Source organism: Bradyrhizobium sp. (assembly GCF_050014615.1).
GTDB lineage: Bacteria > Pseudomonadota > Alphaproteobacteria > Rhizobiales > Xanthobacteraceae > Bradyrhizobium.
Map to the genome: position 1 here is coordinate 17195 of NZ_JBEKCZ010000057.1, position 10983 is coordinate 28177.

11 protein-coding genes and 2 pseudogenes are annotated in these 10983 nt (G+C 62.5%); 5 read left to right on the plus strand and 8 right to left on the minus strand.

From position 1 onward, the window contains the following. Positions 1 to 146 precede the first annotated feature (146 nt). Complete coding sequence (locus ABR948_RS11760) at positions 147 to 680, plus strand: invasion associated locus B family protein (RefSeq protein ID WP_428117502.1); 534 nt, start codon at positions 147 to 149, stop codon at positions 678 to 680. Positions 681 to 695: 15 nt separating this feature from the next. On the opposite strand, the gene ABR948_RS11765 is transcribed toward ABR948_RS11760, so the two are convergent. Continuing rightward, positions 696 to 1187: a GNAT family N-acetyltransferase gene (locus ABR948_RS11765; RefSeq protein WP_428117480.1), complete on the minus strand. Its 492-nt coding sequence runs from the start codon at positions 1185 to 1187 to the stop codon at positions 696 to 698. 97 nt (positions 1188 to 1284) lie between these two features. On the opposite strand from ABR948_RS11765, the gene tldD reads away from it, so the two are divergent. From tldD to ABR948_RS11780, 3 genes are all read left to right on the plus strand, one after another. Continuing rightward, positions 1285 to 2703, plus strand: coding sequence for a metalloprotease TldD (gene tldD, locus ABR948_RS11770; RefSeq protein WP_428117483.1), 1419 nt, complete (start codon positions 1285 to 1287; stop codon positions 2701 to 2703). Continuing rightward, complete coding sequence (lepB, locus tag ABR948_RS11775) at positions 2703 to 3473, plus strand: signal peptidase I (protein ID WP_428117485.1); 771 nt, start codon at positions 2703 to 2705, stop codon at positions 3471 to 3473. The genes tldD and lepB overlap by 1 nt, the downstream gene beginning before the upstream one ends. Before the next feature lie 121 nt (positions 3474 to 3594). Next, positions 3595 to 4167, plus strand: coding sequence for a nucleotidyltransferase family protein (locus ABR948_RS11780; RefSeq protein ID WP_428117487.1), 573 nt, complete (start codon positions 3595 to 3597; stop codon positions 4165 to 4167). Between the two features lie 16 nt (positions 4168 to 4183). Here ABR948_RS11780 and ABR948_RS11785 read toward each other — a convergent pair whose 3' ends face one another. The 3 genes from ABR948_RS11785 to ABR948_RS11795 all read right to left on the minus strand — a co-directional run bounded on the left by ABR948_RS11785 (position 4184) and on the right by ABR948_RS11795 (position 6847). Next, complete coding sequence (locus ABR948_RS11785; protein ID WP_428117490.1) at positions 4184 to 4705, minus strand: PAN domain-containing protein; 522 nt, start codon at positions 4703 to 4705, stop codon at positions 4184 to 4186. 186 nt (positions 4706 to 4891) lie between these two features. Further along, positions 4892 to 6262 (minus strand): glutamate--cysteine ligase, encoded by a 1371-nt coding sequence (locus tag ABR948_RS11790; protein WP_428117492.1) that lies wholly within the window; start codon positions 6260 to 6262, stop codon positions 4892 to 4894. Between the two features lie 96 nt (positions 6263 to 6358). After that, the gene (locus ABR948_RS11795; RefSeq protein ID WP_428117494.1) at positions 6359 to 6847 is read right to left on the minus strand and encodes a MarR family winged helix-turn-helix transcriptional regulator; all 489 of its coding nucleotides are present in this window, start codon (positions 6845 to 6847) and stop codon (positions 6359 to 6361) included. Between the two features lie 130 nt (positions 6848 to 6977). Between ABR948_RS11795 and gstA the strand changes: the two genes are divergently transcribed. Continuing rightward, complete coding sequence (gene gstA, locus ABR948_RS11800) at positions 6978 to 7592, plus strand: glutathione transferase GstA (protein WP_428117497.1); 615 nt, start codon at positions 6978 to 6980, stop codon at positions 7590 to 7592. A 232-nt stretch (positions 7593 to 7824) separates the two neighbouring features. Here gstA and ABR948_RS11805 read toward each other — a convergent pair whose 3' ends face one another. From ABR948_RS11805 to ABR948_RS11820, 4 genes and pseudogenes are all read right to left on the minus strand, one after another. Continuing rightward, positions 7825 to 9513, minus strand: coding sequence for an FAD-dependent oxidoreductase (locus ABR948_RS11805; RefSeq protein WP_428117499.1), 1689 nt, complete (start codon positions 9511 to 9513; stop codon positions 7825 to 7827). A gap of 46 nt (positions 9514 to 9559) precedes the next feature. Next, positions 9560 to 10093, minus strand: a pseudogene (locus tag ABR948_RS11810) (enoyl-CoA hydratase-related protein); the annotation flags it as partial. Continuing rightward, complete coding sequence (locus ABR948_RS11815; RefSeq protein WP_428117504.1) at positions 10071 to 10517, minus strand: cupin domain-containing protein; 447 nt, start codon at positions 10515 to 10517, stop codon at positions 10071 to 10073. The gene ABR948_RS11815 and the pseudogene ABR948_RS11810, both read right to left, overlap by 23 nt. 191 nt (positions 10518 to 10708) lie before the next feature. Continuing rightward, a pseudogene (locus ABR948_RS11820) lies at positions 10709 to 10983 on the minus strand (acetyl-CoA C-acyltransferase); the annotation flags it as partial.

The following is a 10983-nucleotide window of genomic DNA, read 5'->3' on the forward strand; positions in this document are numbered from 1 at the left end:
TGCTCCACAGGAACCTGATTCGCGACTTGCAGAGCGGCTATGCCGGCGCCGACCGCCTTCAAGGCGCCGTCATTACCGTGTCAGTCCCGTATCGGGCTGACATTGCCAAGGACATATTCAAGGAAATATTAGAGGGATCGACCCTGATGGGGCCTTCGAAACACCAGGCGAGAAGCGCCGCAAGCCGTACACTTGCCGCGCCGGGCCTTGCCATCATGCTCCTGCTCGGCCTGACGGCGGCCGCCAGCGCCCAGGGCGCGGTGCGGTCGGTCCATGGCGACTGGCAAATCCGCTGCGACACCCCGCCGGGCGCGCAAGGCGAGCAATGCGCCCTGATCCAGAGCGTGGTAGCCGAAGACCGCTCCAATGCCGGTCTCACCGTCATCGTGCTTAAAACCGCCGACCAGAAGAGCAAGCTGATGCGGGTGGTGGCCCCCTTGGGCGTGCTGCTGCCCTCGGGGCTGGGCCTCAAGCTCGACAATGTCGATGTCGGCCGCGCCGGTTTTGTCAGATGCCTGCCCAATGGCTGCGTAGCGGAGGTGGTCATGGACGACAAGCTGCTGGGCCAGCTCCGCACCGCCAAAACCGCGACTTTCATCATTTTCGAAACCCCCGAAGAGGGCATCGGGTTCCCGCTGAGTTTGAACGGGATCGGCGAGGGGTACGACAAGTTGCCGTGAGACGTGATGCTGTCCCTAGAACAGGACCGCCATCAGGATCAGGTTTTCGTAGACCCCATCGATCTGAACGGCGTCGCGCTGCACGCCCTCGATCTCGAAACCGACCTTCTTGTAAAGTTCAAGCGCGTTGCTGTTTCTTTCCCGGACCGTCAACTCGACCCTGTGAAAGCCGAATGCCTTGGCCGCGATGAGCGACCGCCGAATCAAGTCGTTGCCAATTCCCCGCCGCCGAAATTGCGGCAGCAGCCCCATCCCCAGGACCCCACCATGCCCATAGATCGGTCTCGGCTTGGCTGTCACATCGCACCATCCAATGACCTCGCCAGCCGATATCGCGACCAATTGGGGATAGCCCCGCTTGATATTGTCCCGCACGAACGCCCGCGTCGTCTCGATCGGCGGCGCCTCCAGAAATGCTAGATATCGCCGCTCCCGCGCGACAATGTCGAGGGTCCGGTGAAATCCGTCGATGTGATTTTCCTCAATAGGAACAATATCAACCGGCATTGCCATCATTCTCGCGCAGGGGTCCCCGATTCCGCCCTCGCGGAACGACCGTGAAGCCACTATCTTGAATCCCGGCCTCCCACAACGGATCAACCCCATGACCCCCACCACCTCCCTGCTCGACCGCGCCAACCTCGACCGCGATTCGGTCCGCCACGAAATCGCGCGCGGCCTGGAGGGCGCCGACGACGGCGAGCTGTTTCTGGAATACAGCCAGACCGAAGCGCTGATGTTCGACAATGGCCGGCTGAAGCAGGCCACTTACGACACCTCGCAGGGTTTCGGCCTGCGTGCGGTCAAGGACGACGCCGTCGGCTATGCGCATTCCTCCGATGTCTCCTTGCCGGCGCTGATTCGCGCCGCGGATGCGGTGCATGCGGTGCGCGGCGGCTACAGCGGGACCTTCGCGGCGGCGCCGGCGCATACCAATGTGCGGCTCTATGGCGACGACAATCCGCTCGACGCTCCCGGCTTCGAATCAAAGGTAAAACTGCTCGCCGAGATCGACGCCTATGTCCGCGACAAGGACCCGCGGGTGCGGCAGGTGACGGTCAGCCTGGGCGCGACCTGGCAGGTGGTGGAGATCCTGCGCCCCGACGGCGAGACCTATCGCGATATCCGCCCGCTGGTGCGCGTCAATATTTCGGTGGTGGCCGGCCAGGGCGACCGTCAGGAAAGCGGCAGCAAGGGCTATGGCGGCCGCGAAGGCTATGCCCGCTTCATCGAGTCCAAGGCGTGGCGCGAAGCCGCCGACGGCGCGATCCGCGAGGCGCTGGTCAATCTCGAATCGGTTCCGGCTCCGGCGGGCGAAATGGATGTGGTGTTGGGCGCCGGCTGGCCCGGCGTGATGCTGCACGAAGCCGTCGGCCACGGCCTTGAGGGCGATTTCAACCGCAAGCAGACCTCGGCTTTCGCGGGCCTGATGGGCCAGCAGGTCGCAGCCAAGGGCGTCACCGTGGTCGATGACGGCACCATGGCATCGCGCCGCGGCTCGCTGTCGATCGACGACGAGGGCACCCCGACCAGCCGCACCGTGCTGATCGAGGACGGCGTCCTGGTCGGCTACATGCAGGACCGCCAGAATGCCCGGCTGATGAACATGAAGCCGACCGGCAACGGCCGCCGCCAGGGCTACGCGCATGTGCCGATGCCGCGCATGACCAATACTTACATGCTGGCCGGCAGCCGCGACCCCGCGGAAATCCTGGCCTCGGTCAAAAACGGCATCTACGCCGCGAATTTCGGTGGCGGTCAGGTCGACATCACCTCGGGCAAATACGTGTTCCAGTGCACCGAGGCCTACAAGATCGAGAACGGCAAGCTCGGCGCGCCGCTCAAGGGCGCGATGCTGATCGGCAACGGGCCGACCGACCTGCATCGCATCACCATGATCGGCAACGACCTCGCCCTCGATACCGGGATCGGCACCTGCGGCAAAAACGGCCAGGGCGTGCCGGTCGGCGTCGGCCAGCCGACGCTGCGGATGGAGCGTATTACCGTCGGAGGAACCGGCTAATGAGCGTCGAGCGCGAATCTGTGGCACCCAAAGCCTATGGCTGGGGCGCCCAAATCCTCCAGTTCGCAGCGGCCTTGCTGATTGTTTTCCTCGCCAAGGGCGCGATTGCCGAGCCGTTCTACGTGCCGTCGGGCTCGATGGAGCCGACGCTCTTGATCGGCGATGCGCTGCTGGCCTCGAAATATCCTTACGGCTACGGCACCGCCTCGCTGCCGATCCAGATCAACCTGCCCGAAACCAGCCGCATGTTCGGCGCCACGCCGAAGCGCGGCGATGTCGTGGTGTTCCGCTGGCCGGGCGACCGCTCGCAGGCCTGGGTCAAGCGCGTCGTCGGCCTGCCCGGCGATCGTATCCAGATGCGGCAGGGCCAGCTCTTCATCAACGATCGTGCGGCCTCGCTGAAGCCCGATGGCATCGGCGAAGCCGAAGACGACAATGGCGGATCCGAACCGGCCTATCGCTATATCGAGACGTTGCCGAACGGCGTTGCGCACGCGATTTTCAAGCTTCACGACAATGGCAGGCTCGACAACACGCCTGAAGTGACGGTGCCGCCGGACCGCCTGTTCGTGATGGGCGACAACCGCGACAATTCCGCCGACAGCCGCGTTCCGCTCCGCGAGGGCGGGGTCGGATTGCTGCCGATGGACAATCTGGTCGGCCGTGCCGATGCCGTCGTCGGGTCGTGGGATCTCGGAATCCGCGGCCAGCCGGTATGGACCTGGCTATCCGGTTTTCGCGTCGCGCGGTTCTTCACCGCGGTGCATTAAAACGATCCAGACGTAGGGTGGGCAAAGCGCGAGCGTGCCCACCGTTCAAGAAGCACCAATCGATTTCAAAATGGTGGGCACGGCGCAAAACTGCGCCTTTGCCCACCCTACAATTGCGGCCATGGATGCAGACGAATTTCTCGGCATAGCACTTCGCAATCCGGTCAATGACGCCATTGCTGGCGAATTATCCCGGCTGGCACTGCCGGATGCCTGGATCGTCTCCGGATGCCTCGTTCAGACCGCATGGAATGTGCTGACGAAGCGCGCCGTCGATCACGGCATCAACGACTACGATATTTTCTATTTCGATCCCGACACCTCATGGCAGGCCGAGAATGCCGTGATCCGGCAATTGCAGCGCCGGCTGGCGCATCTGGGCGTGGAGATCGAGGTACGCAACCAGGCCCGCGTCCATCTCTGGTATCCCCGCAAGCATGGCCTGCCCTATCCGGCGCTACATTGTTCGACTGAGGGCATCGACCGCTTCCTGACCAGAACAACCCAGGTTGGAATCCGGCCCACGCCATCCGGTGACGAGGTTTACGCGCCGGGCGGCTTGGACGATATCGCTGATATGATCGTCCGGCCCAATCCCGGACCGAATTTCTCCGCCGCACATTACGAGGCAAAGGCAACGCGCTGGAAAACGCTGTGGCCGGAACTCACGGTGCTGGCCGCCGACGGCACGTGACGTCGGGAAAACAACGCTACCGCACCACGCCCGAGATAAATCCCGGCTTGCGCCGCGGCGGCTTGATTTCCTTTTTCAAAAAACAGTGCGCGTCTTTTCCGACATATCCCCGCCGCGCATAGGTCCAGGCCCGGCATCTGTTGTCGCCGGCGCAAGCGGCCTTGCAGGCTTCGTCGCCCTCGCCGTTTTTGAGCTCGAAACTGTGGTAGTCGCCGCCGGCCCGGTCGATCGAGGTTTCGACCGCCCCGTTGCGCGGTTCGACCACACCGGCGCCGCGCACGCCCGAGACGCAGCAATTATCCTCGACGCGTGCCGGTACGTTGCTCTTCAGCCAGCACAGCGCACTGCCGGCGGTATCGCTCGGATAGTTGAAGCTCCAGGCCCGGCAGCGCCGGTCGCGTTCGCACACCAGGGCACAATCCGCCGGATCGCCTGAAGGCACCGGCGAACTCTGATAATCGCCACCCGGACGATCGAAATTGGCCTGGGCGTGTGCCGGTCGCGTGGCGATGGCGGCCGCCGAACACGCGAGCACCATCAAACACGCCCTGAGCAGGCGGCTTCCCCACATTCGGGATTGCTTTCAACTGATTGGACTTAACCGCGTTTGGCGGTCCGCCATTTGATCGCCACGAACCTGTACGGCGGATGAACGGCGTAAAAACCGGTCAGTCGGAGCGGCTTTCGTCCAGGTGAACCGCGGCCAATCAGAACCGATCGGGCCCTAGAACGCGTATTCGTCATAGACCGGTTCCACCGAGCCCCGCCAGGGGCCATGGAATTTCTCCAGCATCTCCTCGGCCGGGGTATGTCCGGCATCGATAATCCGGTCCAGCGGCTCGAGAAAGCGGGTCTCGTCACGGCCGAGGTGGTCGATGTGACCGCGTCGCCGCAACCCCGCATGCGACAGCGCCAGGCATTCCTTGGCGATTTCGAACAGATAGCGATCCCGGATTCGGGCCTTGAAACCGAGGCGCGGCACGTCATCGCGCAACGCCTGGCGCTCATGGGCGTTCCAGTGCTTGGCGAGATCCCATGCCGCATCGAGGCTGGTGTCGTCATAGAGCAATCCGACCCAGAACGCCGGCAGCGCCGGCAGCCGACCCCACGGCACGCCGTCGGCGCCGCGCATCTCCAGATAACGCTTCAACCGCACTTCGGGGAAAATCGTCGAAAGATGATTGGCCCAGTCCGACAGCGTCGGACGCTCGCCGGGAAACGCCGGATTTCTGCCGTCGAAGAAATCGCGGAACGACGAACCCGAGACGTCGATATAGGCATCGCCACGCTTGACGAAATACATCGGCACATCCAGCGCATAATCAACCCAGCGCTCGAATCCCATGCCGTCCTCGAACGCCCATGGAATCATCCCGGATCGCGCATTGTCGGTATCGCGCCAGATCTCGGAGCGGAACGACAGGAAGCCGTTGGGCTTGCCTTCGGTGAACGGCGAATTGGCGAACAGCGCGGTCGCGACCGGCTGCAGCGCCACTGAGACCCTGAGCTTCTTGACCATGTCGGCTTCGGAGGAAAAGTCGAGATTGGTCTGCACCGTGCAGGTCCGGTACATCATGTCGAGGCCGTATTGACCGACCTTCGGCATGTAGCCGGTCATGATCTTGTAGCGGCCCTTGGGCATCATCGGAATCTGCGCCCGCGACCAGGATGGCGTCATGCCCAATCCGAGAAAGCCGATGCCGAGCGGTGCTGCGATCTCGCGCACCTGTGCCAGATGCGCCATCAGTTCGGATTGGGTTTGATGCACGGTCTCGACCGGCGCCCCCGACAATTCAAATTGCCCGCCGGGCTCCAGCGAAATCGCCCCGCCGCCGGTGACGTCATACAGGCCAATGATATTGCCGCGCTCCATGATCGGCTCCCAGCCGAGCAGGAGCTTCATGCCTTCCAAAAGCGCGCCGATGCCGCGGGCGCCCTCGTAGGCGACGGGACGATGGCCCTGCAGCGTGAAAGGCGTTTTTTCGTGTTCGGTACCGATCCGGAACTCCGACGGTGGCTTTACGCCCGCGGCCAGCCACGCGACCAGTTCGTCACGCGACTGCAGCGGCGTCATATCGATCTGGTCACGCGCCATACAAATTCCGGATGTGGGGCGTTTCGACCGAACGCACACGGTGTCGGGGAAGGTTACGGACAGCGTTGTCCGCAACCGTGAAAGTCAAAAGCAGTATCATCGCGCAGGCGCGCCGTCTCTCGCGGCGAGTACCTGCGCCTCATCGCACGAGCAGCCCAGCCGGTCGAGTAGCCCGCAGAGTTTCGCGGCATCCGCGTCGGACAATTTCGAGCCGACATGCTTTTCGATCGCGGCGGAATAGGCGTTCCACATTTTTTTCTGCAGCTCGCGGCCGGTCTCTGTGATCTCGACGAACTGACCGCGCTTGTCGATCTTGCATTCGCGGCGCGCCGCCAGCCCTTCGTCCACCAGCCGGTCGATCAGCCGCGAGGTCGAGTATTGCGGGATCAGCATCTGCCGCTCCAGCTCTACCGGGCGCATTTCGCCGGTCGGCGCCCGCGACAGTTCGAGCAGCGCGTCATACCAGGCCAGCGGCGGAAAACCCGCTTTTTTCAAATCCTGTTCGACCGCGTCGAGCACCCGGCTCTGGATCCGCATCAGGCGAATCCAGGCGGCGGTCGCCTCGGTCGATGGTTTGCGTTTCATGGTACGATCCATAGATATGACGGCTGAGTGTAGCGCACTAAATGCAGCTGCATCAATCTTGACTATTTCATGCAATTGCATTTAGTTATGCGGCCGCCCGTCACCAATGACCCCAGGGAAGGAAACTCCAATGAAACTGTATTATTCGCCCGGCGCCTGCTCGCTCTCCCCCCATATCGCGCTATTGGAAGCCGGTCTGCCCTATGATCTCGTGAAGGTCGATCTTCGCACCAAGAAGCTGGAAAATGGTGACGATTATCTGAAGGTGAATCCAAAGGGTCAGGTTCCGGCACTTGCCCTCGACGGCGGCGAGTTCGTGACCGAGGGTCCGGTCATCGTGCAGATGATCGCCGACAAGGCTTCGGCCAAGAACCTCGCGCCCGCCCGCGACAGCGCCGAGCGTTACAAATTGCTGGAATGGCTCAACTACATCACCTCCGAAGTGCACAAGAATTTCGGCCCGCTGTTCTCACCGGTGCTCTCGGACGACGCCAAGGCCTTCTTCAAGGATCGGGTGATGGGCAAGTTCAAGTACGTCGACGGCGCGCTGGCCGGCCATGATTACCTGATGGGCAAGCAGTTCACCGTCGCCGACGGCTATTTGTTCACGATGCTGTGCTGGGCTGACCGGATGAACTTCGATCTCTCGGCATTGCCGAACCTGCTGGCCTATAAGGCCCGCGTCGCCGCCCGCCCGAAGGTCCAGGAAGCCCTGACCAAGGAAGGCCTGCTGAAGGCGGCGTAAACCTTCCGCGGATAGCGATCGCGCCAAAGGCCGGATCGATGATCCGGCCTTTTTGTTTGTGCGTCATCATCGCAAGCGTCATCCCGGCGAACGCCGGGATCCATAACCACAGGTGTTAAAGTTCGAAGAAGGTCTCTACCATCGTGCCTTTTTCATAGGACACGGCGTATAGGTCCCGGCTCAAGGCCGGGACGACGATCTCGTTTTGCTGCTCGGCCTGTCTCTCGTTCTTTTACGCCGCAGCGAGCTTCTTCGGCGGGAAGCGGCCATAGAACGTCTCGCCCTTGGCCGCCATCTCGATCAGGAGCTTCGGCGGGGTGAAACGCGAGCCGTATTTGGCCTCTAACTTGTGGCACAATTCGACGAAATTTTTCGTGCCCATGAAGTCGATATAGGACAGCGTGCCGCCGGTGAACGGCGCGAAGCCGAAGCCGAGGATCGAGCCGACATCGGCCTCGCGCATGTCGGTGATGACATGATCCTCGACGGTGCGCGCGGCTTCCACCGCCTGCACCACCAGAAAGCGCTGCTTCAGCTCTTCAATGTCGAGCGTATCCGGATCGAGATGCTTCGGCTGCAGGCCGCTCAGGGCCGACCACAGGCTCTTCTGGCCCTTGCCCTTCTCGGGATAATCGTAGAATCCCTTGCCGTTCTTGCGGCCGAAGCGGCCCTGCTTTTCGACCATCTCGACCAGCAGCTTCTTCTGGGTCTGGTCGATGGCATTGGCGCCGAGATCGGCCTCGGTCGCCTTCATGATCTTGAGCACGAGGTCGAGCGCCACCTCGTCGGACAGCGACAGCGGTCCCACCGGCATGCCCGCCATCTTGGCGGTGTTCTCGATCATCGCCGGCGGCACGCCTTCCATCAGCATTTCCAGGCCTTCGGCGGTGAAGCGCAGCACGCAGCGGTTGGCGAAAAAGCCTCTGGAGTCATTGACCACGATCGGCGTCTTGCCGATCAGGCGCACATAATCCAGCGCGGTGGCAAGCGCGACATCGCCGGTGTTCTTGCCGACGATGATTTCCACCAGCATCATCTTCTCGACCGGCGAGAAGAAGTGAATGCCGATAAACTTGCTCTGGTCCTTGAACTCCTCCGCCAGCGAATTGATCGGCAGCGTCGAGGTGTTGGAGGCGAAGATCGCGTCGGGCTTCAGCAGCGGCTGCGCCTTGGCATAAGTTTCGGCCTTGACCTTGCGATCCTCGAACACCGCTTCGATGATGAGATCGCAATCCTTCAGCACGCTGTAGTCGGCGGTGGCGCTGATGCGCGACAGGATGGCGTCGCGATCGCTTTCCTTGGCGCGGCCTTTCTTGATCAGATCGTCGATCACGGCCTGCGCGTGGCCCTTGCCCTTGTCGGCGCTTTCCTGATCGCGGTCGATCAGCACCACGTCAATGCCGGCGCGCGCCGAAACATAACCGACGCTGGCGCCCATGAAGCCGGCGCCGATGATGGCCAGTTTCTTGACCTTGGTGGCCGGTACATTTTGCGGACGCCGTGCGCCCTTGTTCAACTCCTGCATCGACAGGAACAGGCTGCGGATCATCGCCGCGGCTTCCTTGCTGCGCAGGATCTGGGTGAAGTAGCGCGATTCCACCCGCAGCGCCGCGTCGATCGGAAGCTGCAATCCCTCATAGACGCACTGCATGATGGCGCGCGCCGCCGGATAATTGTCATAGGTTTCGCGGCGGAAGATCGCATTGCCGGCCGGGAACATCATCATGCCGGCCTTGGAATAGACCGGGCCGCCCGGCAGCTTGAACGCTTTGTCGTCCCAGGGCGCGACCGCCTTGCCGCCGCCCTTGATCCAGTCCTTGGCCGATGTGACGAGGTCGGCGGCGGGGACGACCGCATCGACCAGCTTCAGCGCCTTGGCCTTGTCGAGATTGATGGCCTCGCCCTTGAGCAGCAGTTGCATCGCATCCTGCGGCGGCACGATGCGCGGCACGCGCTGGGTGCCGCCGGCGCCGGGGAACAGCCCGACCTTGAAACAGCCCGACCTTGACTTCGGGCAGCCCGAGACGGGTCTTCGGATTGGCTGCCGCGACGCGGTAATGGCATGACAGCGTCAGTTCGAACGCGCCGCCGAGCGCGAGCCCGTTGATCGCGGCCGCCCACGGCTTGCCTGATGTCTCGATGGCACGAAACACCAGCGAGGATTTGCGGCTCTCGTCGAACAGCATCTGGTTGGCCGCGACCTCGCCCTTGGCCTGAAGCAATTCGGTATAGCGGCGGTTCATGCCCTCCAGCATCGACAGATCGGCGCCGGCGGAGAACGCCTCCTTGCCGGAGGTGACCACGACGCCCTTGACGGCGGCGTCGGCGGAGGTCTGCTTCACGATCTCCTCGAGTTCGTTGATCGTGGTCTCGTCGAGCACGTTCATCGAACGGCCGGGAATATCCCATGTCACCAGCGCAATGCCGTCGGTGTCGGTCTCGACTTTGAAATTCTTGAAGGCCATGTTGTTTGCTCCCTTAGCCACGTTGCCAGTCGCCATAAGGCACGCCGGATTTATGCGTTAATCGGTAAAGATCGCCGTCCTGGTCGTGGACGAGGTCAATCTCGGAGTAGTGACAGCGTTCGCGTTGCGCGCGGGTACCAACGACCAGAAAAACAGCGTCGCGGCCGGTGCGGTTCACCAGATGATGGCCGTTCGGGACACTGGCCTTGAAGCCTGCGGCATCGCCCGGCCTCACGATCGTTTCGCCTTCATCCTCGATCAACACCAATTCGCCCTCAACGACGTAGACAAACTCGTCTTCCTGCTCATGCCAATGACGCGCCGACGATGCTGCGCCGGGCCTCAACCGAAAGAGATTGACGCCGAACTGCGTCAAGCCCGCGGCATCGCCGAGCGACTGCCACTCTCGACCGTCGACGATTTGCGCGAACGGCTCCGGATAGGTCGTTCCGCTGCGCACCGGCAACGCGCTCAGGTCAATTTTCGGCATCAACCTCTCTTCTCGTCGCTTGTGTTTTTCGCTGCCGCACTCCCCCTTGCGGGAGAGACCGTAGGGTGGGCAAAGGCGCGCTTGGCGCCGTGCCCACCATCTTAACCTGTCACGTCTCGTGGTGGGCACGCTTCGCTTTGCCCACCCTACGGCTCTACAGCCTACACCCGCTCGATGATCGTTGCGGTGCCCATGCCGCCGCCGATGCACAGCGTGACCAGCGCGGTCGACTTGTTGCTGCGCTCGAGCTCGTCAAGCACGGTCCCGAGAATCATCGCGCCGGTGGCACCAAGCGGATGGCCGAGCGCAATGGCGCCGCCATTGACGTTGATCTTGGCGTTGTCGATGTCGAAGGCCTGCATGTAGCGCAGCACCACCGAGGCGAACGCCTCGTTCAATTCGAACAGATCGATGTCCGACTTCTTCATACCCGAGC

Coding starts and splice junctions, on each gene's coding strand:
- ABR948_RS11760 (WP_428117502.1), top strand. CDS start 147: ATGGGGCCTTCGAAACACCAGGCGAGAAGCGCCGCAAGCCGTACACTT.
- ABR948_RS11765 (WP_428117480.1), bottom strand. CDS start 1,187: ATGCCGGTTGATATTGTTCCTATTGAGGAAAATCACATCGACGGATTT.
- tldD (WP_428117483.1), top strand. CDS start 1,285: ATGACCCCCACCACCTCCCTGCTCGACCGCGCCAACCTCGACCGCGAT.
- lepB (WP_428117485.1), top strand. CDS start 2,703: ATGAGCGTCGAGCGCGAATCTGTGGCACCCAAAGCCTATGGCTGGGGC.
- ABR948_RS11780 (WP_428117487.1), top strand. CDS start 3,595: ATGGATGCAGACGAATTTCTCGGCATAGCACTTCGCAATCCGGTCAAT.
- ABR948_RS11785 (WP_428117490.1), bottom strand. CDS start 4,705: ATGGTGCTCGCGTGTTCGGCGGCCGCCATCGCCACGCGACCGGCACAC.
- ABR948_RS11790 (WP_428117492.1), bottom strand. CDS start 6,262: ATGGCGCGTGACCAGATCGATATGACGCCGCTGCAGTCGCGTGACGAA.
- ABR948_RS11795 (WP_428117494.1), bottom strand. CDS start 6,847: ATGAAACGCAAACCATCGACCGAGGCGACCGCCGCCTGGATTCGCCTG.
- gstA (WP_428117497.1), top strand. CDS start 6,978: ATGAAACTGTATTATTCGCCCGGCGCCTGCTCGCTCTCCCCCCATATC.
- ABR948_RS11805 (WP_428117499.1), bottom strand. CDS start 9,513: ATGCAACTGCTGCTCAAGGGCGAGGCCATCAATCTCGACAAGGCCAAG.